Source organism: Helicobacter sp. 23-1048 (assembly GCF_053654545.1).
The window spans coordinates 22,878-47,861 of the sequence record NZ_JBSIUT010000001.1 but is presented as its reverse complement, the minus strand read 5'-3'; the positions used below and the strand labels follow the sequence as shown (position 1 = coordinate 47,861).

Below are 24,984 nucleotides of genomic sequence, written 5' to 3'. Positions count from 1 at the left end.
AAATTTGCAGAATCAAAAAAACATCAAAGTGGGTATCTTTCTAAATGAAATCCAGCCCAGCTTTGCGTAACGGGCATTAACTCAATTTCGTTAATGTTGATATGCTCTGGCAAGGAGAGAATCGCACATATTACTTGTGCTATATCCTTTGCACTTAGGTATTTTGTGTCCTCATATACCGCATCTGCTTTTTTCTTATCACCTTTGAATCGCACTTCGCTAAACTCTGTCTTGCAAAGTCCGGGCGCGATATTGGTTACCTTAATGTTACTTCCACGCAAGTCATTACGCAATGCAAGTGAAAACTGCCCGACAAAAGCCTTTGTGCCACAATACACATTTCCGCCAAAATATGGCGTGCGCCCAGCTACCGAGCCTAGATTAAAGATATGCGCACTTTTTTGCTTGCGTAAAAGCGGAATCACGGCGCGTGCAACATACAAAAATCCCTTAATATTAGTATCAACCATTGTGTCTATATCCTCGATACTTAGTTTATCAAACTCTAGTGTTTCTAGGGCAAGTCCAGCATTGTTAATCAGCACGGAAATATCGCGAAAGTTTTGTGGGATTGTCTCAAGTGCTTCAAACACTGATTTTTTATCACGCACATCAACACAAATAGTGTGGATTTGTCCGCTAAATTCGCTTTGTAGTTCTTGGAGGCGAGATTCTCTGCGTGCAAGTGCGATGACTTTGTAACCAAGTTTAGCGAGCTCTCTCGCGCATTCTTTGCCAAAGCCAGAGCTCGCTCCTGTGATAAATGCCGTCATATTGCCCTCCTAATTTATAAAATGCAGAGAATCTGGGTTGTTTGATTTATGCGGGCGGTGGGTTTGAGCGCAAAAACACATACATCATATCGCCGTCATTTACAAATATGATTGAGTTGAGATAATATTCCCCGCCATAGTAGTATTGCTGGCTATAAATCTGTGCGATGACAAAGGTGTCTGCATTGACATAGCCCATTATGCTTCCGCCACTGCATTTTTCGCCAAATTGTGGCATATCAAGGATAGAATCTTTTGTAACGCCATTGCTTAGAAGCATATCAAAGCTTGGCAGTCTTTTAGCTATGCAGGCTGTGTGCTCATCTATCCACGCTCCCCAAAAGAGTGTCTTCATCATATTTTCATCAAGCACATTTTTGTGCTCGCTATCTAAGTATTGCAAGTTTTTGCGTAAAAATTCATAGCCCACGCGCACATCACGCTCAAAGTCTAAGCCCTCTTGTGGAGAAGTCTTTGGGAATCCTAATACTAAAAATCCGCCACGATTAGCGATAAATGTAAGGGGATTTTCTTCGCCTTGTTCGGTAAGTTTTTTACCGAGTGTATCATAGATTTGTTGTTCTTTTTTATTCATCAAAAATGTGCCCTTGCCAATTTTATTGGGGTTTGTCGCGGGTGGGGCATCAAGTGAGACATAGCACACACGCTCAATAAGCTCACAATACTTTGGTTCGCGTGCATTACACAGGGCGCAAATACCCCCTTGATTCTCAAGTAAGATATTATAATGGGTATTTAAGAATCCTAGTGCTTGGTCTTTATAGTCTTCTTCATAATTTAGAGCAAACTCAAGTGCTTGCTCTAAATCACTTTTTAACTCAATCTTAACATCAACTTGGTTAGTTTGCGCTTGGAGGATTGCCACTCCAAAAGTCCAAACAATCCATAAAAATACAAAACATTTGTTTATGCGTGTTGGCATTGTTATCCCTTTAAGACTTTAACTTAAAAAGTCTTAAAGCAAATGGCGTTCTTAAAAACTCCAAAAATATTGCAAGCTAATAATATGCGTGCTGTTTTTGGGCTCGATATAGCGGGTAGGTTGCGTAGCTCCCCAAGTGTATATTATGCCACTAGGTGGAGAATCTCCAGCCCTAAGGTATTCATACATAAGCCTTATTGCATTGATATTGCCCTCTTTCGTCCTATAACGCAATCCCACAAAACCACTCGCGCCAAAGAGCCCATCTCTTTGCGTTACATTGAGATTCCCTGTGGAATTCTCGCGCGTGCCTTTACTTAAGTGATTGCCAAAGAGCACCCAATTTACTCCACCCATAATGTTAAGCGCGAGTGAGTTGGAAAGCATAATTTCTGCTTCTAGTTGCAATGGAATATGGAAATAGCCCTGCAAACGCTCTATCATTTGAGAATCTGTGCGACTAAGGAAGTAGGCTGTCCCTGTTTGCAGGTAAAGCGTTGTCCTCTCACTTACTCCATTTAAGAAGTTATACCCCACAAGCCCTTGGAATCTATAATATGAGTTAAACTCAGGGCTTGTTGCTTTTTTTCCATCATTAGCTGGATTCCTCTCATCACGGGTATGCCCTGTGTAAAACGCCCATAAAGAGATATTGACATCAGCATATCCATCAAGTTTTATCCCGTTTGGAAAGACATAGCCCATATTGCCTGAAGCATTAAGCATAGGAGATTCTATACGCATTACAAAAGCGTCATTGTTGTATGTATCCACTTCGCCATAGCGATAGTAGGAGATTCCCGTGCCAATGTGGCGATAGAATCCATCTTTAATGAGCTCTTGCGCACCTTGTGCCAATGAAGCCAAAAAACTCAAAGACAACGCACCAATAAGGAAAAACTTTGTAAATTTTTGATTGAATGTTATCAATGCTTTCATCTGCCACCTCCTTAAAACTCAAAGCCAAGACTTATCCCAGCAAAAAGTCGATAGGTTTTAGGATAGGCGACATTAAAGACTTGGTTACTCACTATGCCTGTATCAAGCGGGTCGCCATTTGGATAGCTATTTGTAATGGTGGTGAGCTGAGCAGAACGCGTAGCTGGTAAATGCAAATACTTCGCATTGAGGCGCGTAAAAAAGCTCACCTTTTTGCTAAGTGCATAAGTGAAGCCTACACTTGCCCACGCCTCAAAGCCAGCTTCATTATTCAAAGGTTCGAGATTTACTACATCTTTTTGTTGAATATCATCAGATCCCTGCACTTGTGTGATAGCACCTAAGTATCCTATTCTTCCAAGATAACTTATGGCAAATGTATCGTTGATACTCTTTTTGCCTTCAGCTTCTATAAACAAGGCTACGCTCTGTTGCGCAAAGATAATAGGATAGCCACGAGAGTGATGGAGGAAAACATCACCCGTATTGTAACCTAGATTGATATAGAGTGGGTCTTCTATACTATCTAAGATATTCCACCCAACTTTGAATGCAGCATTGAGATAGAGTGTGCTTGCACCACTAAAACGATTAAATCGTGGCTCGTTTTTTATAGGACTTGTATCCACTGCAAAGGTGGCATACGAACCGTGTATATCCATAGGTGATCGTCCAAACTGCAAATCAAGCTCTAATTTTACTTGCTTTTTGATATAGGCAGTTTGGATAATCCAGCTCGTGCCAGCCCCGTGCATCCACATACCCTCTGTGCTATGGCGGATATAATCCACCTCTCCACCAATGCGAGCGAGCCACTTTGAGTAGTTCTCCGTGCTGGTGGCACTAAGAGAGCTTAGAGCAAGGCTTAATGACATTGCTATCGCATTAAAGAATTGTAAAAGTGGTTGTGTTTTTGGCATTTGCGCTCCTTAAAATTCAAAGATTGTCTTTGCAAAACAAAACATTATCATATATATGATTATACAATTATAATGCAAAAAAAAAAAAAAACATATTTGAGTGATTATGTAATTTTATGGGAGCTTTTTACAAAATTACACAATTTTTGTTTTTCCGTTTTGTATAGAATCCTGTTTTACTAAATAAAATGAGAATATATGTGTGAAGTATAGATTCTATAAAATATGCGTATATTTGTCAGTAGCGTAAAGTTATAAATTATAGTTTGCTGAAAATTTCCTTAAAATTATCAAAAAATGTGTAATAATGAAACAAATAAGAAAAATAGGGTGTTTTTTTTTTACAAAAACAACAAATGTATTATAAGTCCATATATAACGATATTTTTAAGTATTTTAACTCCACTATAAAAATGTATAAAATTTAGTATATATTGCCTTTATAGAGCATATTGTATATAATCCAAGTGCGTGTAGATTCTTTGGTGGAAATGTATCATTTATCATAGTAAAATGAACATAGCCCAAAACGACTACATTAAGCAAAAACATTTTTGAGGAGGACGCAATGTCAGCAAACTTAAAACGCCGTGAGTTTATCAAAAGCGCGGCAGTGGTTTCAGCGGCTTCAGCTGTTGGTATGAGTGTGCCAAGCACACTTGTAGCGCAGGCAAATAGTGCCCAAAAGTCTTGGAAATGGGATAAAAGTGCTTGTAGATTCTGCGGGACAGGCTGTGGGATTATGGTAGCGACAAAAGATGGAAAAATAGTCGCGGTTAAAGGCGACCCAGAAGCTCCTGTGAATCGTGGTATTAACTGCATTAAGGGGTATTTTTGCGCTAAGATTATGTATGGTGAGGATAGGCTTACTCAGCCACTTTTGCGCGTGAATAGTAAGGGTGAGTTTGACAAAAAAGGTAAATTCGCTCCTGTAAGCTGGAAAAGAGCCTTTGATGAAATGGAGAAGCAATTCAAAGCTGTGTATGACACACTAGGTCCAACGGGAATCGCTGTCTTTGGGAGTGGGCAATACACAATCCAAGAGGGATATGTCGCCTCTAAGCTAATGAAAGCAGGCTTTAGGAGTCATAATATTGACCCAAATGCAAGACATTGTATGGCAAGTGCGGTGGTGGCATTTATGCAAACCTTTGGAATCGATGAGCCAGCAGGGTGCTATGATGATATTGAGCTTACCGATACGATTGTAACTTGGGGTGCAAATATGGCGGAAATGCACCCTGTGCTATGGTCTCGGGTTACAGATAGGAAATTTTCAAACCCAAAGAGAGTAAAACTTATCAATCTCTCAACTTTCACAAACAGAACGAGTGATATTGCGGATATTGAAATTATCTTTAAGCCCCAAACAGATTTGGCAATTTGGAATTACATCGCCAGAGAAATCGTGTATAACAAACCTCAAGCGATTGATAAAGAGTTTGTCAATAACTATTGTGCGTATGCCACAGGTCCTGTGGATATAGGGTATGGAATGCGCCCTAATCCAAACCACAAAAGCTTCTCAAGTAAAGAAAAGCCAACAGTGGCAAAAGAAGTAAGCAAGACACTCAGTGCCGATGAGGGTGTAACGCTTAGTTATCTTGGATATAAAGCAGGCGATGTGTTAGAAAATAAAAATAATGGCAAGCCTGATGCGCATTGGCTTATTACTTTTGAAGAGTTTAAAAAGGGTCTTGCTCCTTATACGCTTGATTTTGTTGCTAATTTGGCAAAAGGCGATAAAGATGAGAGTTTAGATTCTTTTAAGAAAAAGCTTCAACAACTTGCGAATTACTACATTGAGAAAAACCGCAAGGTTGTGAGCTTTTGGACAATGGGCTTTAATCAACATCAAAGAGGGACTTGGGTAAATGAGCAGGCTTATATGGTGCATTTACTTTTAGGCAAGCAAAGTAAGCCCGGTGATGGTGCATTCTCTCTCACAGGGCAACCAAGTGCGTGCGGGACAGCGCGTGAAGTTGGGACATTCTCACACCGCTTGCCAGCGGATATGGTCGTAGCAAATCCAAAACACCGCGCCATTAGTGAGAAAATTTGGAAAGTGCCAGCTGGCACAATTAACCCTAAGCCCGGCTTACCATATATGGGGCTTTTACGCGCCATAGAAGATGGCACGGTTAAGTGGGCGTGGGTGCATGTCAATAATCCTTGGCACAACAGCCCAAATGCAAATCACTGGATTAAGGCTGCAAGAGAGCTTGATAACTTTATCGTGGTAAGTGATTGTTATCCGGGCATTAGTGCTAAGGTGGCGGATTTAATTTTGCCTGTGGCGATGATTTATGAAAAATGGGGTGCGTATGGAAATGCTGAGAGACGCACACAACATTGGAAACAACAAGTTGTCCCACAAGGAAGCGCGATGAGCGATACTTGGCAAATGCTTGAATTTTCTAAGCGATTTAAACTCAAAGAAGTATGGGGCAAGGCGTATGATAAGCTCGATATGAAACCTGTGCTAGATGCTGCAAAGAAAATGGGCTACAAAGAAGATGATACGCTCTTTGATGTGCTTTTTGCTAATAAAACAGCAAAGCAATTTAGCGCGGTAAAAGGACAGCTTAATAGCGAAGTCTTTGGAGATGAGCGAAAAATCAAAGGGAGCGATGATAAAGAATTTAGCGGATATAAGTTCTTTATCCAAAAATATCTTTGGGAAGAGTATCGCCAATTTGGTAATGGACACGGGCACGACCTTGCAGACTTTGATACTTACCACAAAGTGCGTGGGTTAAGGTGGCCTGTGGTTGGCGGTAGAGAAACACTTTGGCGATTTAATGCTAAGTATGACCCCTATGCGCGTCAATATGGTAATGGCAAACCATTTGCCTTCTATGGCAACAAAGAGGCTGCCTTGCCAACAGGCACGCTTACAAAAGGTGGTGGAGAGAAAAAATCTATCGCAAATAGAGCAAAAATCTTTTTCCGTCCATATATGGAGCCCGCAGAAGTCCCTGATAAGGAATATCCATTCTGGTTGAGCACAGGGCGTGTGTTAGAGCATTGGCATAGTGGCACGATGACTATGCGTGTGCCTGAGCTATTCCGCGCTGTGCCTGAGGCATTATGCTATATGCACAAAAAAGATGCAGAAGAAATGCGTATCAAAAAAGGCGACCAAGTCTATGTGGAATCTAGACGCGGTAGAGTAAAAATGCGTGTAGATATTGATGGACGCAATCGTCCTCCACGAGGGCTTGTGTATGTGCCTTGGTTTGACGAAAATGTCTTTATCAACAAAGTGTGCTTAGATGCGACTTGTCCGCTTTCTAAAGAATCTGACTTTAAAAAGTGTGCGGTGAAAGTATATAAAGCATAAGAGTGGAGAATCTTAAATGAACGAAGCGCGTAGAAAGGCAATAGGCTCAATCTTTCAAACAATGGGTTTGGTGGCTGTTGGTGGATTGGTATGGAGTGCTTATCTCAAGGAAGCCAAAGCTAATCCATTATGGCTCTATCCGCCCGGTGCGAGAGAAAACTTTGAAGCTACTTGTATAAAGTGTGGGCTTTGTGTGGAGGCTTGTCCTTACTACACACTAAGGCTTGCCACAAGTGGAAACAAAGGCCTACCTGTATTCACTCCACGCGATGTGCCGTGCTTTATGTGTGAGGACATTCCTTGTGCGGTAGCTTGCCCCACAGATGCACTTGATGTGAATCTCCTCAAAACTGATGAGAAACTTGACATTGGGAAGGCAAAAATGGGTGTGGCAGTTATTGATACGCTTAATTGTATTGCGTATGCTGGGATTCAGTGTGATGCGTGCTATCGCGCTTGTCCTATACTTGATAAGGCGATTTACTTAGAGTATAAGTCTAATGAGCGCACGGGCAAGCACGCTTTAATGCTGCCAATGGTGGCAAACGAATTTTGCACAGGTTGTGGAAAATGTGAGAAGGCTTGTGTAACGGAGTTGCCTACTATTCGTGTCTTGCCAAGAGAGATGATACTTGGTAAGATGGGGACAAACTATGTCAAAGGCTGGGTTGAGGGCGATGAGAATCGCTTAGAATCTGTGGATAAAAATAAAACAAATGAAACAGATTCTCCTAAAAATGGCACAGGTGGTGGATTAAACTATCTTAATGATGGGGATTTGCTATGATGAAAGTAAGCAAATATAAATATTTACTTTTGAGAAGATTCTCTCAAGTGGGGATTTTGTTGCTTTTTGTGCTTGCAAATTGCTCATTTGTAAGCATTTCTCAAACACCACATTTAGTGTTTCAAAGCGATATTTCTGGCTTTGTCGTGGGTGAGCGTAATCTCGCCATCACGAACCCAAAAGAAAAAATGTTGCCACTTAATATTTTAGAGGGTGATTTGAGTTTTTCTAAAATAGCAGAAGTGATTCCGCTTAGCGACCCGCTAGCGTTTATGCAGATTTTTTTGGCTGGTGGAGCGATTAGCTTTGATTTGTTGCTTGGCTTAGGCATAGTGCTTGGAATCTACGCATTATTTATGGGGCGCGGGTTTTGTGCTTTTGTATGCCCTATCAATATGGTTGTGGATTTGGCGAATTATTTGCGTAGAGTGCTCCATATTGAAAACGCGCGTTTTCTTGGATTCTCACGCAAGACGCGTTTTGTGATTTTAGGATTGGCGTTGGTGCTTTCATTTGCCTTTAGCGTGCTTGCTTGGGAAATGATAAGCCCCATTTCTATGCTTCATCGAGGTTTGGTGTTTGGTTTGGGCGTTGGATTTTTTGGAATCTTGGCGGTATTTTTGTTTGACTTATTTATGTTAAAAAATGGCTTTTGCGGGTATTTATGTCCTTTGGGAGCGACTTATAGTCTTATTGGAGCGAAGTCGCTTTTACGCATTGAGCATAAGGTAGAGAACTGCACACATTGTAGTGCGTGTGTGAAAATCTGCCCAGAAGCCCAAGTTTTAGATATGATAGGCAAGAAAAGTGCGCAAGTTACCAATATCGCGTGTATTAAATGCGGTCGTTGTATCGAAGTGTGCAATGACAATGCGCTTGGCTTTAATATTTTGAAATTCAAAAAGGAGAGTGTAAAATGAAAAAGTTGTTGCTTTGTAATGTATGGATAGTCGCTTTTGGTGTGAGTTTGGCATTTGGGCAAACACTTAAGAGCGATAGGGAAATTGGTCTAAGAAGTGCGCCACTTGATGGCGAGAGTGTCAAGCTCCAAGAGTATAAGTTTAGAGATAGCGCACCGGGCGAGAGTGAGCTCATTGAGCGAGCCTTTACGAATGCTCCACCGATGATACCTCACGATATTACGGATTTAAGCGTTACAAAAGAGGATAATGCGTGTGTGATGTGCCACGATAGAAAGGTAGCAAAGGATATGGGTGCTACGCCTGTGCCAGCTTCACATATGTATGATTTGCGTGCAAAAAGACAGCTTAACAAAATCGCAGAATCTCGCTTTAACTGCACGGCTTGCCACGCACCACAAGCAAATGCGAAACCTTTAATCAATAATAGTTTTGTCGCAGATTTTAAAAGCGAAAAAGACAAAAAAAGGTCAAATTTACTTGAAGTTATCAATCAAGGTGTAAGGTAAGCTTCACAATCTAACCTTTAGGCATAAATAAGCACTTGGCTTATTTATGCAGAGGTTAAGAATTCTACAAAAGGCGTGCAAAGTGAAAAAGCTTATTTGTGTTATGGTAGTGTTTTGTGGAGGGTTGTTTGCTCTTAGCCCGAGTATAGTGCTAGATTCTAAAGAGGAAGTGAGCGCGCTTAGACTTTTAGAGTTAAAAACACAACCCAACCCAAAGCTCTATGTCTCTACAAGTAATGGCGTAGTGGATATTTATGACCTTAATGGAGTCCTTGCCAAAAAATCACTCAAACCACTGCAAAGTATCAAACTCCCAAGCTATACAGATTTGTTTGATAATGTAATTGAGAGGAGAATATTTCACACAGATGTGAATAAAAATGGCGAGGCACTCATTGTCGCTTCAAATGCGACAAAGCGCGATTTGTTTTTACACAAAAATGGTAGGAGTGAAATTGTCATTAAAGACTTAGATGTCGCTAAGGCATTGTGGATTGATGAGAGCACCTTTGCCGTTGGGTTTGTGGGTAATGAAGTGTGGATAGTAGATTCCAAAAGTGGCAAAGTGCTTAATAAACGCAAAATAGCTATTTATCGCTTTAGTGATATGGTGCTTAATCGCGAGGATAATTTGCTTTATACCACAGGAGAATCTGGAGCAATTTACGCGCTTGATTGTAGTAATGTAAATTTGGTGGCGAAATTTGATGGCGTGCATAAGGATAATATTTTCGCACTTGGCTTTGCTAATAATGTCTTAGTGAGTGGGGGGATGGACAAAAGGCTGGCTACTTATGAAATAAAATCTCAAGGCAAAGTAGCGGAGCTAAAGGAAGTTTCGCGCTCAAATTTTCTTATATACAGCGTGGCTATAAGCGAAGATTCTCAATATATCGCATATATGAGTGATGAGAGTGGCGAAATCTCTGTGCTAAAGGGGAAAGACGAAGTGGCAAAGTTAAATGGCATTGATGCGCTACCTAACACCATTATCTTTTATAAGAACTATATTATTGTGGGTGCTGATAGCAAGAAAATTTATTTTTTTGATATAAAAAATGCGTTACAATAGCAACGCCAAAATCCTAAATGCGAGGAAGAAATATGAATGTTTCAAGTATTATCATTCGGGCAAAACGAGATGATTGGGAGAATCTACTAGATGAAATTAACGCCATTACGCACGCGCAAGTCGCGCTAGATGAGAGAGATAAGGGACTTATCATCGCCACCATAGAAGCCCCAAATACTAAAGAAGATATACAATCTTTAGAACAAATCACTAAACTAAAAGGCGTGGCGAGTGCGGATATGCACCTCACCTACAATGAAGAGGAGCTTAAAGATTGCCAGCTCTCAATGAGAGATTCTGCTGAGACTATGGAGCTTATTGATACAAAAGCTATTGATGAAATCACTTATTCAGGCGATGTAAATACCTTTATTGAAAAGAAATTGTAATCCCCGCCAATCTTTGGAAAGTTTAGTGATTGGAGATTCTCTTTTTTACTAAGCACACAATTTGCTTAAGCAACATTACTTTATTTTTGCATTCAAGCACAACATAATTCCTAAGGAGTAATATGCACTTCAAGTGGCGAGCGAGACGACATAGCACGCATAATGAGCACAGCGCAAAATTTGCCCTCAAAGGTGCGTTTGCTATTTCGCTTGGGCTTGGGCTTGCGCTTTTATGTGCGATTATCACTGCGCTTGTGAGTATTTTTTCTTTTGATGCGAGTGTGCAGGTGGGCGCATTTGTGGGGATTCTCGCACTGCTTATAATCCTATGGACAAATCAAGCCCTGCCTCTTGGCATAGTCTCGCTCCTGCCTATCGTGCTTTTCCCCGCGTTTGGGATTTTAGATGTCAAATCCGCCGCGAGCAATTATGCAAATCCCATTATTTTTTTATTTTTGGGCGGCTTTATGCTCGCCACTGCGGTGGAAAAAATCGGCTTGCATAGAATCATCGCCAAATCATTCCTAAGCCATTTCCCTCCCACGCCAAAGGGTGTGATTACCGCGCTTGGCGTGGCGAGTGTGGCGTTAGGTAGCGCGCTCTCAAACTCCACCGTTGCGCTATTGCTTATCCCTGTGGCGTTGTCCGTGTCAAATGATGAGGTGCTAAAAACGCGCTTTTTGCTTAGCGTGGCGTTTGGGGCGAGCATTAGCGGGATTACCACGCCTATTGGCACGCCTCCAAATCTCATTTTTATCGGCTTTTTAGAGACGGTGGGGTTTGAGGGTATCGGCTTTATGACTTGGATTATGATGATGCTCCCCCTCACAATCACAATGCTTTATGCAATGGTGAAAATCCTCTCTTTTGGCTTGCCAAATGATACGCTTCAAATCGAGGTGTTTAAAGAAATTAGCGTGAGTTTTGCGCATAAGCGATTGCTTGTTATGCTTGGGTGTTTGTTGCTTTTGTTGCTACTAAATTCCCCAATTAAGCCTATTTATAATGGCTTAGGGCTCAATGAAAATGCGGTGTTGCTTCTTTTTGGATTGCTTATGTTTGTGCCAAAGCTAGGCTTTTTGCAATGGGAAGATTCTAAGCAGATTCCCTATGAGATTAACTTTTTGTTTGGGGCGGGGTTTTGCGTGGCTATGGCGATTTCGGAGATGAGCTTGGGGAGCGCGTTTGCGCCGATTTTTAGCTACCTCTCAAGTTTGCCAATCCTCGTGTTTATCTTGCTTTTGTGCCTGCTTGTGCTGACTTTAAGTATGTTTATTAGCTCCACCGCGCTTATTGCGATTTTGCTCTCTATCATTTTTGCCTCTACAAAGGGCTTTTTAGACCCCCAAATGCAAAGTCTTGTGATGCTTATAGCCACCATTTGCGTGGGCTTTAGCTTTATGTTTCCTATTTCTACGCCACCAAATGCGATTGTCTTTAGCAAGGGCGGGATAAAGATTTGGGATATGTTTCGCTTTGGGATTTGCCTAAGTGGCGTGGGAATCGTGCTTCTCATTGCCTTTGCAATGCTATATTGGCGATGGTTTTTGTAGTATTTGGAGGGCTAGATTTTGCGCTAAAATAAATTCGCATATATCTTGCGTGAATCTGTTCAAAAATTTACCACAAATTTACCCCAAATCACGCTAGATTCACCCACAACGCGCAAACAAACCTAAACTGCTTTTTATTAGTTTTTTACTCATCACAATCTATTTTGCCCAAATTGCAGGCTTTGTCGTGATATTCTTTTGCTTTGGATAGATTTTGCTCTACGCCCTTGCCATCGCGATACATTACACTTAGCATACTGCAACCATAAAAATTTTGCATTTCACAGGATTTTTCAAAATAGCTTTTTGCTAGTTTGTAATCTATCTGTGTGCCATCACCAAAAAGATATACGAACCCAGCCGTAGCGCAAGATTGCGCTTCACCCAAATCACAAGCCTTTTTATCATATTGCAACGCTTTGCCTTTATCTTGCCTAACGCCTTTGCCAGTGCCATAGAATTTTGCTAAATTACTACAAGCCACTTGCATAGCTTCAATAGCAGGGACTTTTTTACTCAAACTACCATCAAGTAGCTTTACTTGAAAGGGAGATTTGCTATTTGCTTTATCACAAACCATTTCAAAGTATTTTTTGGATTCGCTATGTTGCTTTTGCTTATAGTGCAACTCTCCTAGCACAAAGCAAGCAGCATAATTGTTAGCTTCGCATTGTTTATCAAAATGGCTTATACAATCGCTTAGATTCGTATCGCCACAATAGTCTTCTTGCGCTTCACCAGCATTTGTGCTACACACGCCACATACTATCGCCACAAGGGCAAAAATTAGCTTTTTCATTTTATTATCCTTTACGGTGTGGTAAAACCATTCATTTAGAGTTTTTTATAGATTCTATGACTTCCCCTTTTTATCTATCCACCACAAAGCCATTTTGTAGCAGTAATACTTCTGCTTCTTTTGTAGTGAGTTAGTGAGTGGCATTGCTTATGTTTTTGTGTAAAATTTCTTGCAATTTTAGCATAATTATTTATCCTTGATTTTCCTAAAATCCGCTTTTATTCCACCGCGTATATTGCTATCATAATCGCAAATATATTTTAAAATGTCCATATCAAACCCCAAAACTTTCAAACAAATATGATAATCCAAAATATCCACGCAATCTTTGATTTGCGAAGTAGCAAAAAAGTTATGTTGCGCGTTAAATACACTTTGCATTTTTTGCCAATGTGCTAGTGCTAGCTTTTCCCACAAATCATTATGTTTTTGTATCAAATCTATTTTTGGCAATCTAAAACTATCCATAATATCTTTGTTATTATGCCTGCCGTCCCCATAGATTCGTAACCACCAATAATACACGTTTGAATTGATAAGACAAAACACAAAAAATTTATTTTTCACGCTAAAAGATTTGATTTCCGTGCTTTTATAGGGTATCTCTAAAAACGCGTTATACCAATAATTCCCGCTTGTGCGTATGTATAGCGACTCATCGCCACCAAACAAATCGCCAAGTTTGTGTGGCAATTTTTTCAAATAACACAAAAGCTCTAAATTTTTACGCCCGCCAATTTTTGGGATTCTATGCCTTGTGGCAAAATCATTGCCTAGCTCGCTATCAATGAGTAGCAAATCATTCACAGGGCTAAATTCTACCTCCTCGTGCGGAATTTTTTGTCGCACAAAATTGCTTGTTTGAAAAACCGCTTTTTGATTTTCGCCCTTAGAATGTGCAAACAAAATACTTACGCTTTGAGACATTTTGTCAAACTGCGGAGAGCCATCTCTATCATACGATGAGATTTGTATATGCTTATAATTTGAGTGCAAAAGATTTCTAAGCCCGCTTTGTGCCAATGAAAAAGTAAGCGCGTAACTTGTTACGAAACTAAAACGCGCTTTTTGCTTAATAAGCGTGTGTGCTAGCTCGGCAAAATTTGAGCTAATCTCGCCAAAATACGAATGTGGAAAATTTGATTCTATAAGTTGCTTTTGATAATCTTTGTTGAGATTCCCATACGGTGGGTTGCCTATCACCAAATCAAACCCCATAAAATCCCCATTTGTATCAAGCACTTCGGGAAATTCAAGACGCCATTCAAACGCGCCTTTATACTCCGCGCCACTTAGCACAGAATCTAGCCTATGACGCAATAGCTTGATATTTGCATAGCTTTGTGCGGCTTTTGCCTGCTCCTCTTCGCTTAGGCTTGCCTCTGCAAAGAGATTGCCTATTTGCCCGCTTAGTCCATCTAGCAAACTCTCATCATCAAGCAAAAAATTCCCAAAATCACGGATATGATTTTTTAAGGCTTTTTCTAGGGCTTGCTTTGTCTTTGGGTCTTTTAGTGTGAGGCGAAATGTCGCTTTTAGATTTTGGATTTTAGATTCTATGTCTTTTTTCTGTGGCTTTAGCTCACTTTGGCTAGAGTTTTTATATTCAAAGACGAGCTTTTGGTAGTCTTTGATTTGCTTGTCGATATTTGGGATATGTCGCAGGCTATCTTGCAGGGCAAATCGACTTATGAGCGAGTTTCCGCATTTTATGTTTATATCGATATTTGGCAGGGTTTGCATTTGGTGGCAATGCACGCTTAAATGTGGCTCATAGCCCTCATCACCCTGCGTGAGATAATAGCTATTTTTTAGTAGTTCTATCCATAGTCGCAGTTTGCAGATTTCCACAGAATTTGGGTTTATATCCACGCCAAAGAGATTGCTCTCAATTATGCACTTTTTGAGATGAAAGAGCGATTTTTGGATAGCTTGGTTATTGTCATTTGGCTTAGTAGGCTTACGATAGTCAAAGACTTTATCACGCGCCACATAGATGATTATTTCATCATCTTCTATGCGCAAGTCATATTCATTTAGCTCATCACTTAGTCGCAAGTAATGATAAATACGCACCATTTCACACAGCACAGAGACGAGGAAATGCCCGCTCCCTACCGCAGGGTCGCAGATTTTGATTTCACGCAAAATCTTTTTAAAATCTTCCCTCCTCTCGCGCTCATCGCGGATTAGCTCACGCAAGTCATTGAGATTTTTGGCATTCCATTTAGGATTTGCTTCGTTAAATTTCTCTACGATGACTTGCTCCAAACTCACGCGACACATATAGCTAGTGATAAAATTTGGCGTATAGTAGCTCCCCTCTTTGTAGCCATTTAGTTTCTCAAAGACTAGCCCTAGCACATTTGTTTTGATAAGCTCTTTTTGCTCGATGACATTGCTAGAATCCACACTATCAAATCGCGCACTATGTCGCGCATTATTTTTGCCTGCCTCCCCACTGCCATAATCAAAGCTATCTAAAAACTCAAATATATAATCTAGCAGATTCACACTGCCAGCCTTTGTCTTGCCATCTTTTTTGACTTGAGTGGTGGGGTAGTAAAAAAATGTAGCGTTATTATCAAGCATAGAGATTTCTAGGATTTCCTCGCATTCTTGCTTCTCAAAGAGGCTAGAATTTAAATGTGGCAAGTAAGATAAAGGCGAGCTTGTATCGCGCTTATGATGCTCTTTTGCCAAAATATCAAAAAATAAATGGGATAGGGCTTGATAATCTTTGAGTTTGGATTTATTAAGAAATGAGAGGGTTTTATCATCATTAAAGCGCACGAGATTTGCCTCTATGAGCTTCAAAAACAAGATTCTATTTAGCCACAAAATAATATATTGCATCACAAAATCTAAATCATTTGCTTTGTGCGTGTCGTAGGCTTGCAAGTGAGAAGTGATTAAGTGATAAAGCGTATTTTTTCCTTCTTTACTCTCTTTGCTCGGTAGGATTAGGATTTTGCCATTTTTGGTGTATTCGGCAAGCCCTAAAATATAGAGCAATTCATTATAAAATCTAGGGCTTAGCGGATTATTTAAGTTAAATTCGCCAAAGAGAAAATCTTTATGGAAAATCTTGCATAAAAATTCTAGGTATTTTTTATGTTTGGGAGTTAGATTTTGTGGATTTAGATTTTTTAGCGTGGAAATATCAATGGCGATTCCTTGCAATTCATCATTTAGCGTATCTATAATATCGCTTGCCTTTGCATAAAAACTGCTCGTGTCATTTTTGTAGCGAGCAAATGCCTCTTTGATTTTGGTATTTTTAAAAAACAGCCTATCAAACTCTTTGTAGCTAAAAATAAAAAAGCGCGTAAAATCCGTGATAATGATAGATTCTAGCGCGTAGTTTTGCTTCTCACACACTTCGCGCAAATAATACAAAATCGCCTCGTGCAATGCCTTGCAATTTACATTTTGGGGGCTAAACGATTGTTTATTTTTGGTGAGATTTTGGGGGAGTTTTGCTTCTATGATGACTTTTGTATGCGCGTTCGTGGCGTTTGAAGTGTCTTTTGTGTCGCGCTTTATGAGGGCTAAATCAATCGCGCTATTTGCATTTAATGCACCACTTTCTTGCTCGCTTATAGCTTCAAATCCTAGCGCGCTAAAAAACTGCGCTAACTCGTTGCTAGCAAGATTGCGCTCGCTGTATTTGGTGGATATGAGATTTTGCTCTAGCTTATGTTGCACACTTAAAAGATATGTAGCGATAATATTTGCAAACGCGCTTAAATGCGTTTTTTCTAATGGCTCTTGGGCATAGATAGGATTTAGATTCTCTAGCGCAACGGGATTAAACTTAAGCATTGACAAAAAACTCCTTTGGTTTTGTGTGTATTATACCATTTTTGCCCGTCTTTTATGGTTGGCAACTAGCCTAAAGCTATGCAATAGTGCGCTTCCAAGCATAATTTTAATGCTCTCGTATTTTTAGCCTCTTTATTCCGCGTGTCATCATAAAGCTTTGCTCATAAAAGATTGAAAGCACGACAAGAGTGCCCGCGACAAGCGATAGCGAGACAGAAAACATAATCATAAAATTATCAAAAAAGCTAAGCAAATACTCTAAGCGTGTGGCATCGTCCCTATGCTCGATAAAATTTAGTAGCGAAATAATGCTTTGATACCCGTATTTGCCCGGAAACATCGGGAGCAGGGCGGGGAAAATCACCACTTCAATGGGGGCTTTTAGCCGCTTCGCCACAAAAGTGCCTAAAAGCCCGATAAGCAAGCTCGCCACAAAGCTCGCCCCCGCAAAGCTAAGAGCCCCACAATCCATAAGATAAGCGCGCGAAGTATGCCCGATGCCTGCAAAAACCGCGCTCCACACGAGTGTTTTAAGCTGTGGATTTAGCCCATAGCAAAAGCCAAAGCCCGCCAAAAACGCGCAAATAAAATGCCCGATAATCTCTTGGGTAAAAGAGCCTTGCAAAATCTCGGTATGCAAAATGTCCAAAATCTCGCTGTGATTTTCCCAAAAGCTCGCAATCGCGCCGTGTAAATTAAAATCCATCATTTTAGCCCCCTTTTAAGCGTTATTTTTGTCGCTATTTTACTCGCGCTTGTTTGTTTTTTTGTAACATTGCGTGTAAATTCTAGAATCTCCGCTTTTATTTCGCGTGATTTTGCGTTATTTTCATTGTGGCATTATGTGTTAATGTGCGTTTTTCTAGCTCAAAATTGCTAATCAAAAGTTCCTTGCCTTTTGGGGCATTTTCACTAGCGACATTATTCATACCATATTGCAAATCCCATTCACACAGACAAAAATCCCTATACAGCTCGCGGATAAACGCGCTATTATCATAAGTGAGCAAAAATTTATGCTTGGTGGATTTGAGATGTTTGCATAATGTATTGTGATTAAACCCCGTGTGTAAAATGCCCTTTTTGCCGTAGAGTTTGGATTTGCTCGCGCTAAAATAGGGCGGGTCCAAAAAGAGAAAAATGCTGTTTTTGTCGCTCGATTTGCCCTGCAAAAACTCTGCATAATCAGCATTTGAAAACGCGATATTCCCTAAAATCTTTTGCGTTTGTGCTAATCGCTCCACGCTACTAGGCGTAAATCTCCCCTCATACGCCTTTTGTGAATACCCGCCACTATCCACCACGCCTGAAAATGTAATGCGATTGAGGATAAAAAAGTCGATTGCGCGTGTGAGTGTGTCTAGGGGGATTCTCGCCTAGAGAGGATAAAGCGATACAAATCCCTGCCATTTTGAAATCTATTTTTTAGCTCTAAAATCCCGCTTATTAGCTCATTTGGACGCGTTTGCAAACTCTGCCAAAAGCAAAAAAGTTCAGAATTTAAATCGTTAGCATAGATTTTGGTTTTTGCATAGCGCGGATTTTGCGTAAGATAAAGGCTAAAAGAACCCCCGCCAAAAAATGGCTCTCTAAACTCATCTATGTCCTTTGGCAAAAATTGCGCGAGGAATGCAACTGCGCGAGATTTTCCTCCGGGATAGCGCAGAGGGGATTTTATCAATGTTGATTTATTGCGAGATTTTGTGCGTGTTTTATCACAAGATTTCACGCGAGAATCGATACAATCATCAAACAAAGAATGAGTCATTGTTTATCCATATTTCAAAGTTATTGCTTTTGCATTCTAAATTTAAGAGTTTTAGCATAGTAATTTGTGCGTTTGAAAATTTATGTTGAGCGATAAAATCGCATAGATTCTCACTTGGCATAGAAAATCTAGAATTTAAAACGCCCGAAGTCAATCGCAACACAACCTTAAACCTCTCATAGCCCTTAATTTTTGCAAGATTATTATACAGCATTAGTTTTAGTAATCCGTCCTTTATGTCATCACTGCTTGGCAAAAGCGCGTTTTTGCTATGTTTGCTCTCACACAAATGCAACACGCCATCTTTGACAAACACATCATCAATAGTGAAAAAATACTGCCCACCCAAATAATTCTCTATGACAATTTTTGCTTTTTACTCCTTGTTTTTTATTTCTTTAAGAGATTGAATCTTTTGGATTTGTGATTCCAAGATATACCTTTTTTTCATTTTTCTCATTGTTTATAAGATAGATTTTTGCGAATCTGGGTAATAAAATAATGTTTATTTGCTTTATTTGTATGTTTTTAAAAACTCGTCCCCTCTAAAGATTGGTTGGTTTTTACATAAAGTTTATTTTCATTGCTCGTCCCTTTATCCTTGTGGTTTGTCCCAACTTCGTAGAATAAATAGTATAAATCGCCTTTTTTATCATATTTTCTACCGACAATAAATTTTCTACCACAGATTCACTCGCATTCATTGCAGTATTTTTTACGATTTTTACATTTTGCTTGCATTACTCACCACATTCAAAGCCCACTTGTGAGCTGTGAATCACGCCATAGATTGCTTTGCTTGTGTCTTTTGCATTTGGTGGGATATAGGCGATTTTATACCATTTGGGAGAATCGTTGCCTAAAAATACGATTACGCCTTTATTTGCTTTGTATTTTGCATATTCACAAACATTGCTAGGCATATCATTTTTTTGTATCGCATAGAGAATCTTGCCATTTGGCGATTCGCGCAAGTTTATGTAAGAATCTTTGGAGGCATAAGTCAAAATCGCCTCCCCATTCGCACCTAAACTATACAATTCTAATCTATTAGGATATTTGATAAATGTTTTGCCTATGGGTTGTAAATTTTGTATCTCTCCAAAAAACCTCCACTCATCGCCATCGCCTGTGGTAATATCTAATGTTTTTAGCCTCGCACTCACACGCACACCGATGATGGACAAAGGTTTAGTTTTAGATAAATCATAAAGCGGTTTTGGTAGTTGCCCATCTTGAATCTCTATATACGCACTATCAGGGAAAATATCTGTATTGCTTGGATATGGCTTGTTTTTGGGAATGAGATTTTGCGTATAATAAGGCTCATCAAAAAACAAAATCCACCCTTGATAAAATCCGCTATAATCCGCACTCATAGCATATTGCAACACGCCGCTAACCTCCAAATCCCCCTCAAAGCGATGATATGTATTTGCGCCTTGTTTTTGGCTATCTGTAAAATCCTTTGTGCTTTTTGTCAATACAAGCGGTTTTAGCCCTTTTGGCAATGTAGGACTTTGTCGCAAATCGTTAAAAAATAATCTTTCGCCGTTTATTTGCGTGGTATTTGGGCTATAAAGCAATGGTTTAGATTCTATTTCCTCTTGCGAGGTTACGATAAAGGCATTGCTTGGAGTAAAGCATAGTAGGCATAAAACTATTAGATTTTTCATTTTTATCCTTATTTGTAAGATAAATTTTTGCGAATTAAGGACATAAAACATATTTATGGCAAAATGTAGAATTATCATATTGACTACACGATTCAATATGTGTATCATCTAAAAACTCTACACTCCAAGTTGCTGTTTGCAAATCCCCAATTCTTAGCAGAAATTTATTGTTTTGTAAGACCACACTTTTTATTTCTATTGCCTCGCCTTGCTCCATAGGAAAATTCTCTTTAATGGTTTTATCTTTTGAATTTGTTTGCAATCCTACTTCATCAAAATATTCTTTTGTATTGCAAGTTTTTGTGATTTGAGCTGATGAATATGTGCCTTCTGCTGGGTAACGAATAAATTTTTTATCCCAAAAAGTTCTGCCTTTAGAATCTGCTATATCAACGCTATCTGCACTACACGCTACCATTACACATAAACACATTAGCGTTATTATTGTTTTCATCGCACATTTCTCCTTATCATCAAACTTTGGTATTTTGGATTCACTCGCATTCCTTGCAGTATTTTTTGATGATTCGTTCGATTTCGGCTTGGTATTGTGGGGAATCATAAACCATTCCTATACAAAAATACAAATTTTTAAATTTCACATTTTTATCAATATAATCTTTCAATTCTGCCAACGCTTCCTCTCCTCCACCTTTTCTTAAGATAGCTTCCTGTTCGCGTATGTGATTGGCTTCCATAGTATTTCCCTGCAGTTTTTTTGAGTATCCTAAACAATAATCAAGTCCCCAAAATCTATAAAACTTTTTACCCTCTTTTTTGTAGATTTCAAGGTATTCGCTATCATCATAAAAAGCGACATAGTCATGGGCATATATAATACTTACACAAACAATCAACGCACACAATGCTACTAACTTTTTCATTATTTTAACTCCCAAAAATAGAATTCCAATACAATGGGCTGTGTATTTTTTGGGTCGCTTAAGTAATCATACCCATATAAATATGTTCTTTTTATATCATCATCAAGTTTATCATTCATTTTAACATCTACAAATCCATCTCTATCCCATAGCGTTGAATGTCTAATGCGATTTCCCTGTAATTTCATTGCAACAACGCCCTGTTTATTAAAAGATTCTAATTTTTCAAAAAGTTTTTTATTTTCACTTTTGGTCGTCATAGATACATAAAAATCCATTGAATGTTCTTTTTGTAGTAATGTTTCAAAATTCTCTCCATAACTTTTTGGTTCTCCCCAAATGGTTTCTAGCGAATCTATAATATTATCGACAGATATATAATAGTAATATCCATTTATTTTCCAGCGTCCATCGGGTTTAAGATTGTTACTATTTGGATTTTTGTGAAATGGCACAGGGCTATGATTGATAGCATAGCTTACTCTTGTAGCGCAAGTGTTGTAGTGTTCTTTTTGATTGTCGTCAAAGAAATTAAATAAAGCAGTGCCAATTTTTTTGTAGATTTTGCCTGACCTAGCGAAATGAAGTTCGTCTAGTTCTACATAAATCTGTTCCTGTGTAATTTGTTTATCTTTGTATTGTTTTACAAGTTGCCTATAACCTGCTACCCATTCATCAATGCCAATATCCGTAATTTCCACATAAGGCTTTAGCACTTCCTCAAAATCAGGTCTGCATACATTTTTTTCTATGCTTTTATCGCCAGCTCTTGCTATGATTTTGCACTCACTCATTATATTACCCCTTAATCATTAAATACATTTTTTATGATGGCTTTGCCATTTTCATCTATTGTCGCTTGTGTGCTAAAGATTTGATTATTTCGCTCTAATTCTATGTTGATAACTTCGCCTTTATTGTAGCCTTGTGTTGCTAAATGTAAGTTAATATCTTTTGTAAATCGCGTATCATAATCCTCTAATTGTATCATTTCCTCCCCATAGCTAAAATACATTTCAATGATTTCTTTTTGGGAATCTTGCGTGGATTGTGAATTGCTAGAATCTGTGTTTGATTTTGAGTTAGATTCTGCATTAGATTTGTTTAAATCCTCGCTAGATTTTTGGTTAGATTCGCTCATAGATTCTGCATTCTCGTTGTTATTTTGTGCATTATAAAAACCCTCTGCCACCTCCTCATCTAGCTCGAAAATATCCTTTGCTTTTGGTTGCCCTTGCAAGATTAAAGGTGAGCCTTTGTCGGTTATGACTTGTGAGATAAATTGGGCTAGGATTATTTTTTGATTGTTTATTTCAAGCATTGTGGAGCAAATAGAGTTTGGGATATTTACTAATTTAGTGCAAGGACTTGGAATCCCTGCGATATTGTTAGCACAGCCCACAATGGTGGCATTTGCTAAATCGCTTAGGCTTATCATTCCCGCGTCATTGTTGCTAGAATCTTGCACACACATTATGTCCTTTGTGCTTGATTGAAGCAAGACTTTGCCTTTGTGGGGGCATTCTATGTTATCAGATTCTAGCAGTGGATTTAGCTTTGGCATTTAGATTCTTTATGTGGATTGAGATTTTACTTTATTTACTTGTAAATATGTTAGGTTTTTGCGCCTTATGCGTGGCAATGACACAAACCCCATCACAAAATATTGATTTTGGAAATGCTAAGCGTGATAAACACCCCTGCTGCAAGGCAAATCATCGCCACTGCCATATTTATGGTGCGTGAGATTCCCATTAGCGTGTTTTCGTGGATAATATCCACAAAGGCGTTGATGATAAGCGCACCCGGGATAAGATAGAGGATACTCCCCGCGATAGCTATATCAGGCGTGGCAGAGAGCCCCAGCCACACGCCGATATACGCCGTAAAAGACACGATAAATGAGCATAGCAAATACTGCGCTCGAGAATCAAGATGGATTTTGTGGCAAAAATGGCGCACCAAAATCCCCACAAAAGTCCCCGCAAAAATGCAGAGCAACGCTCCCAAATCCCCGCCAAAAAGCCGACAAAACGCCGCATTACCAAGACTAATGATAAACACGCCTAGCACAGCGGAGAGTCGCTTTTGAGAAAGGGTGTAATCAAAGGATTTTTGGGCTTCTTTTAGGCTTAGGTGCTCATCGTGGATTTGCCAGCTTAGCGCACTTAGATTGGAGATGAGCGCGAGATTTGCCCGTAGGGGTGCGTTGTTTATGACTTGAGTTCGGCGGTTATCGTAGTTGTGCGCATCGGTGATATTGATAGTAATGTATTTCAAAAACACGCTTAAATGCACTTCATAGCCCCACGCCTTGCCGATTCGCTCCGTGCATTTGATGATACGCGAAGTGTATGCGCCATTGCTAAGCAATGCGCTAGAATAACGGCACAAAAAATCACACACAGCTTCGATTTTGGGCTTTGGCTTATGCGGGATTTTGGGCGTGGATTGTTGATTGTTTTGGAGTTGTTTTTTGTGTGGAGATTCTGTGAGGGGGGGTTGTTGGGCGGTTGTATTTTTGTTAGCGCGTGGCATTAGCGTATCCTAGTTAATGTTGGTTTAAGTTGGTTTAGCGTGCGATTATAGCACACCAAATCCCAACTAAAATCTACGCATAGAGAATTTTACTTATTTTTTACACTTTGCCTTGCCTGCGATGATGAAGCGCAATGCGTTTAGCTTGATAAAGCCCGCGGCGTCCTTTTGGTCATAGACGCAATCTTCCTCAAAGGTGCTATACGCGGCGTTAAAGAGCGAATTGCGCGAATTGCGCCCTAAAATCGTAACATTGCCCTTGTAAAGTTCTAGGCGCACTTGCCCATTTACGCGTTGCTGTGTCTTGTCGATGAGGGCTTGGAGTGCCTCTCGCTCGGGGCTAAACCAATAGCCATTGTAGATAAGCTCGGCGTATTTTGGCATTATAGAATCTTTGAGATGTGCCTCTTCTCTATCGAGGGTGAGAGATTCTATGGCGCGGTGTGCTTTGAGGTAGATGCTCCCGCCGGGCGTCTCATAGCAGCCACGCGATTTCATTCCCACATAGCGATTTTCGACTAAGTCAAGTCGCCCGATTCCATTTTTGCTCCCTAGTTCGTTGAGTTTTTCCCAAAATTTCGCGGGGCTTAGCTTTTTGCCATCGATTGCTACGCCATCGCCTTTTTCAAACTCAATGGTAATGATTTGTGGCGTATCAGGCGCATTTTTAGGACTCACACTCCACCGCCACATACTCTCTTCAGGCGCGACATTTGGGTCTTCGAGAATCTGCCCTTCATAGCTTATGTGGAGCAGGTTTGCGTCCATTGAATAAGGCGATTTATTTGCCTTTTTTTCGATTTCAATACCCGCTTTTTGTGCGTAAGAGAGAAGTTTCTCGCGACTATTTAAGTCCCACTCGCGCCACGGAGCGATGACTTTTATGTCTGGGTTTAGCGCGTAAGCCCCGATTTCAAAGCGCACTTGGTCATTTCCCTTGCCTGTCGCGCCGTGCGCTATGGCATCTGCACCGACTTTTTTGGCGATTTCGACAAGTCGCTTGGCGATAAGCGGGCGAGCGATACTCGTGCCTAGCAGGTATTCGCCCTCATAGATTGCATTTGCCCGAAACATTGGAAACACAAAGTCTGCTATAAACTCTTCTCTCAAATCCTCGATAAAAATATTTTGCTTTTTTATGCCGAGTTTGAGAGCCTTTGCCCGTGCGGGCTCGACTTCCTCGCCCTGCCCAATGTCTGCAGTGAAAGTGAATACTTCACAGCCATAATTATCACCCAACCATTTGAGAATCACGCTTGTATCAAGCCCACCAGAGTAGGCAAGGACTACCTTTTTTATGGATTTTGGCATTTTTACTCCTTACATTAACAAATTTTGGGTTATTA

25 protein-coding genes are annotated in these 24,984 nt (G+C 40.0%); 7 read left to right on the top strand and 18 right to left on the bottom strand.

Going from position 1 to position 24,984, the window contains the following annotated elements:
* Window positions 1–23: 23 nt before the first annotated feature.
* From ACWIWK_RS00240 to ACWIWK_RS00225, 4 genes are read right to left on the bottom strand one after another with little or no spacing between them, the layout of a single operon-like run.
* On the bottom strand, window positions 24–773 hold the full coding sequence (locus tag ACWIWK_RS00240) for an SDR family NAD(P)-dependent oxidoreductase (RefSeq protein ID WP_454149756.1): 750 nt from the start codon (window positions 771–773) through the stop codon (window positions 24–26).
* A gap of 46 nt (window positions 774–819) precedes the next feature.
* Window positions 820–1,716: a hypothetical protein gene (locus tag ACWIWK_RS00235; RefSeq protein ID WP_454149754.1), complete on the bottom strand. Its 897-nt coding sequence runs from the start codon at window positions 1,714–1,716 to the stop codon at window positions 820–822.
* A 51-nt stretch (window positions 1,717–1,767) separates the two neighbouring features.
* On the bottom strand, window positions 1,768–2,655 hold the full coding sequence (locus tag ACWIWK_RS00230; RefSeq protein WP_454149752.1) for a hypothetical protein: 888 nt from the start codon (window positions 2,653–2,655) through the stop codon (window positions 1,768–1,770).
* An 11-nt stretch (window positions 2,656–2,666) separates the two neighbouring features.
* A complete protein-coding gene (locus ACWIWK_RS00225) occupies window positions 2,667–3,575 on the bottom strand; it encodes a hypothetical protein (RefSeq protein ID WP_454149750.1) in 909 nt (302 codons plus the stop codon).
* Between the two features lie 568 nt (window positions 3,576–4,143).
* On the opposite strand from ACWIWK_RS00225, the gene napA reads away from it, so the two are divergent.
* The 7 genes from napA to ACWIWK_RS00190 all read left to right on the top strand — a co-directional run bounded on the left by napA (window position 4,144) and on the right by ACWIWK_RS00190 (window position 12,148).
* A complete protein-coding gene (gene napA, locus ACWIWK_RS00220; RefSeq protein ID WP_454149748.1) occupies window positions 4,144–6,918 on the top strand; it encodes a nitrate reductase catalytic subunit NapA in 2,775 nt (924 codons plus the stop codon).
* Window positions 6,919–6,934: 16 nt separating this feature from the next.
* Entirely contained in the window at window positions 6,935–7,705 is a 771-nt protein-coding gene (napG, locus tag ACWIWK_RS00215) for a ferredoxin-type protein NapG (protein WP_454149746.1), read from the top strand.
* Window positions 7,702–8,625: a quinol dehydrogenase ferredoxin subunit NapH gene (napH, locus tag ACWIWK_RS00210; protein WP_454149744.1), complete on the top strand. Its 924-nt coding sequence runs from the start codon at window positions 7,702–7,704 to the stop codon at window positions 8,623–8,625. Before napG ends, napH begins: the two co-directional genes overlap by 4 nt.
* Window positions 8,622–9,134 carry a nitrate reductase cytochrome c-type subunit gene (locus tag ACWIWK_RS00205; RefSeq protein WP_454149742.1) on the top strand — a complete coding sequence of 171 codons (513 nt, stop codon included), beginning with the start codon at window positions 8,622–8,624 and terminating at the stop codon, window positions 9,132–9,134. Before napH ends, ACWIWK_RS00205 begins: the two co-directional genes overlap by 4 nt.
* 82 nt (window positions 9,135–9,216) lie before the next feature.
* Complete coding sequence (locus ACWIWK_RS00200; RefSeq protein ID WP_454149741.1) at window positions 9,217–10,206, top strand: hypothetical protein; 990 nt, start codon at window positions 9,217–9,219, stop codon at window positions 10,204–10,206.
* Window positions 10,207–10,238: 32 nt separating this feature from the next.
* A complete protein-coding gene (locus ACWIWK_RS00195) occupies window positions 10,239–10,595 on the top strand; it encodes a chaperone NapD (protein ID WP_454149739.1) in 357 nt (118 codons plus the stop codon).
* Window positions 10,596–10,717: 122 nt separating this feature from the next.
* Window positions 10,718–12,148 carry an SLC13 family permease gene (locus ACWIWK_RS00190; protein WP_454149737.1) on the top strand — a complete coding sequence of 477 codons (1,431 nt, stop codon included), beginning with the start codon at window positions 10,718–10,720 and terminating at the stop codon, window positions 12,146–12,148.
* Window positions 12,149–12,293: 145 nt separating this feature from the next.
* Here ACWIWK_RS00190 and ACWIWK_RS00185 read toward each other — a convergent pair whose 3' ends face one another.
* The 14 genes from ACWIWK_RS00185 to ACWIWK_RS00120 form a co-directional block, all read right to left on the bottom strand.
* A complete protein-coding gene (locus ACWIWK_RS00185) occupies window positions 12,294–12,947 on the bottom strand; it encodes a tetratricopeptide repeat protein (protein WP_454149735.1) in 654 nt (217 codons plus the stop codon).
* A 186-nt stretch (window positions 12,948–13,133) separates the two neighbouring features.
* On the bottom strand, window positions 13,134–16,772 hold the full coding sequence (locus ACWIWK_RS00180) for a type IIG restriction enzyme/methyltransferase (protein WP_454149733.1): 3,639 nt from the start codon (window positions 16,770–16,772) through the stop codon (window positions 13,134–13,136).
* A 106-nt stretch (window positions 16,773–16,878) separates the two neighbouring features.
* A complete protein-coding gene (locus ACWIWK_RS00175) occupies window positions 16,879–17,481 on the bottom strand; it encodes a threonine/serine exporter family protein (protein WP_454149732.1) in 603 nt (200 codons plus the stop codon).
* A 94-nt stretch (window positions 17,482–17,575) separates the two neighbouring features.
* The gene (locus ACWIWK_RS00170; protein ID WP_454149730.1) at window positions 17,576–18,073 is read right to left on the bottom strand and encodes a DNA adenine methylase; all 498 of its coding nucleotides are present in this window, start codon (window positions 18,071–18,073) and stop codon (window positions 17,576–17,578) included.
* Window positions 18,074–18,132: 59 nt separating this feature from the next.
* The gene (locus tag ACWIWK_RS00165; RefSeq protein WP_454149728.1) at window positions 18,133–18,540 is read right to left on the bottom strand and encodes a DNA adenine methylase; all 408 of its coding nucleotides are present in this window, start codon (window positions 18,538–18,540) and stop codon (window positions 18,133–18,135) included.
* Window positions 18,521–18,889, bottom strand: a complete 369-nt coding sequence (locus ACWIWK_RS00160) for a hypothetical protein (RefSeq protein WP_454149726.1) — start codon at window positions 18,887–18,889, stop codon at window positions 18,521–18,523. The genes ACWIWK_RS00165 and ACWIWK_RS00160 overlap by 20 nt, the downstream gene beginning before the upstream one ends.
* A 214-nt stretch (window positions 18,890–19,103) precedes the next feature.
* Window positions 19,104–19,244 carry a hypothetical protein gene (locus ACWIWK_RS00155; RefSeq protein ID WP_454149724.1) on the bottom strand — a complete coding sequence of 47 codons (141 nt, stop codon included), beginning with the start codon at window positions 19,242–19,244 and terminating at the stop codon, window positions 19,104–19,106.
* A gap of 36 nt (window positions 19,245–19,280) precedes the next feature.
* The gene (locus ACWIWK_RS00150; protein WP_454149722.1) at window positions 19,281–20,216 is read right to left on the bottom strand and encodes a hypothetical protein; all 936 of its coding nucleotides are present in this window, start codon (window positions 20,214–20,216) and stop codon (window positions 19,281–19,283) included.
* Window positions 20,217–20,250: 34 nt separating this feature from the next.
* Complete coding sequence (locus tag ACWIWK_RS00145) at window positions 20,251–20,670, bottom strand: hypothetical protein (RefSeq protein ID WP_454149720.1); 420 nt, start codon at window positions 20,668–20,670, stop codon at window positions 20,251–20,253.
* Window positions 20,671–20,710: 40 nt separating this feature from the next.
* Window positions 20,711–21,100, bottom strand: a complete 390-nt coding sequence (locus ACWIWK_RS00140) for a hypothetical protein (protein WP_454149718.1) — start codon at window positions 21,098–21,100, stop codon at window positions 20,711–20,713.
* Complete coding sequence (locus ACWIWK_RS00135) at window positions 21,100–21,894, bottom strand: T6SS effector amidase Tae4 family protein (protein WP_454149716.1); 795 nt, start codon at window positions 21,892–21,894, stop codon at window positions 21,100–21,102. The genes ACWIWK_RS00140 and ACWIWK_RS00135 overlap by 1 nt, the downstream gene beginning before the upstream one ends.
* An 11-nt stretch (window positions 21,895–21,905) precedes the next feature.
* A complete protein-coding gene (locus ACWIWK_RS00130; protein ID WP_454149714.1) occupies window positions 21,906–22,664 on the bottom strand; it encodes a hypothetical protein in 759 nt (252 codons plus the stop codon).
* 92 nt (window positions 22,665–22,756) lie between these two features.
* Window positions 22,757–23,638: a threonine/serine ThrE exporter family protein gene (locus ACWIWK_RS00125; protein WP_454149713.1), complete on the bottom strand. Its 882-nt coding sequence runs from the start codon at window positions 23,636–23,638 to the stop codon at window positions 22,757–22,759.
* Between the two features lie 93 nt (window positions 23,639–23,731).
* Entirely contained in the window at window positions 23,732–24,949 is a 1,218-nt protein-coding gene (locus ACWIWK_RS00120) for an argininosuccinate synthase (protein WP_454149711.1), read from the bottom strand.
* Between the last annotated feature and the right edge of the window lie 35 nt (window positions 24,950–24,984).

Excerpts from the sequence above, each read along its gene's own strand:
- ACWIWK_RS00240 (WP_454149756.1), bottom strand. The coding sequence starts at position 773 with ATGACGGCATTTATCACAGGAGCGAGCTCTGGCTTTGGCAAAGAATGC.
- ACWIWK_RS00235 (WP_454149754.1), bottom strand. The coding sequence starts at position 1,716 with ATGCCAACACGCATAAACAAATGTTTTGTATTTTTATGGATTGTTTGG.
- ACWIWK_RS00230 (WP_454149752.1), bottom strand. The coding sequence starts at position 2,655 with ATGAAAGCATTGATAACATTCAATCAAAAATTTACAAAGTTTTTCCTT.
- ACWIWK_RS00225 (WP_454149750.1), bottom strand. The coding sequence starts at position 3,575 with ATGCCAAAAACACAACCACTTTTACAATTCTTTAATGCGATAGCAATG.
- napA (WP_454149748.1), top strand. The coding sequence starts at position 4,144 with ATGTCAGCAAACTTAAAACGCCGTGAGTTTATCAAAAGCGCGGCAGTG.
- napG (WP_454149746.1), top strand. The coding sequence starts at position 6,935 with ATGAACGAAGCGCGTAGAAAGGCAATAGGCTCAATCTTTCAAACAATG.
- napH (WP_454149744.1), top strand. The coding sequence starts at position 7,702 with ATGATGAAAGTAAGCAAATATAAATATTTACTTTTGAGAAGATTCTCT.
- ACWIWK_RS00205 (WP_454149742.1), top strand. The coding sequence starts at position 8,622 with ATGAAAAAGTTGTTGCTTTGTAATGTATGGATAGTCGCTTTTGGTGTG.
- ACWIWK_RS00195 (WP_454149739.1), top strand. The coding sequence starts at position 10,239 with ATGAATGTTTCAAGTATTATCATTCGGGCAAAACGAGATGATTGGGAG.
- ACWIWK_RS00190 (WP_454149737.1), top strand. The coding sequence starts at position 10,718 with ATGCACTTCAAGTGGCGAGCGAGACGACATAGCACGCATAATGAGCAC.
- ACWIWK_RS00185 (WP_454149735.1), bottom strand. The coding sequence starts at position 12,947 with ATGAAAAAGCTAATTTTTGCCCTTGTGGCGATAGTATGTGGCGTGTGT.
- ACWIWK_RS00180 (WP_454149733.1), bottom strand. The coding sequence starts at position 16,772 with ATGCTTAAGTTTAATCCCGTTGCGCTAGAGAATCTAAATCCTATCTAT.
- ACWIWK_RS00175 (WP_454149732.1), bottom strand. The coding sequence starts at position 17,481 with ATGATGGATTTTAATTTACACGGCGCGATTGCGAGCTTTTGGGAAAAT.
- ACWIWK_RS00165 (WP_454149728.1), bottom strand. The coding sequence starts at position 18,540 with ATGACTCATTCTTTGTTTGATGATTGTATCGATTCTCGCGTGAAATCT.
- ACWIWK_RS00155 (WP_454149724.1), bottom strand. The coding sequence starts at position 19,244 with ATGAATGCGAGTGAATCTGTGGTAGAAAATTTATTGTCGGTAGAAAAT.
- ACWIWK_RS00150 (WP_454149722.1), bottom strand. The coding sequence starts at position 20,216 with ATGAAAAATCTAATAGTTTTATGCCTACTATGCTTTACTCCAAGCAAT.
- ACWIWK_RS00145 (WP_454149720.1), bottom strand. The coding sequence starts at position 20,670 with ATGAAAACAATAATAACGCTAATGTGTTTATGTGTAATGGTAGCGTGT.
- ACWIWK_RS00140 (WP_454149718.1), bottom strand. The coding sequence starts at position 21,100 with ATGAAAAAGTTAGTAGCATTGTGTGCGTTGATTGTTTGTGTAAGTATT.
- ACWIWK_RS00135 (WP_454149716.1), bottom strand. The coding sequence starts at position 21,894 with ATGAGTGAGTGCAAAATCATAGCAAGAGCTGGCGATAAAAGCATAGAA.
- ACWIWK_RS00130 (WP_454149714.1), bottom strand. The coding sequence starts at position 22,664 with ATGCCAAAGCTAAATCCACTGCTAGAATCTGATAACATAGAATGCCCC.
- ACWIWK_RS00125 (WP_454149713.1), bottom strand. The coding sequence starts at position 23,638 with ATGCCACGCGCTAACAAAAATACAACCGCCCAACAACCCCCCCTCACA.
- ACWIWK_RS00120 (WP_454149711.1), bottom strand. The coding sequence starts at position 24,949 with ATGCCAAAATCCATAAAAAAGGTAGTCCTTGCCTACTCTGGTGGGCTT.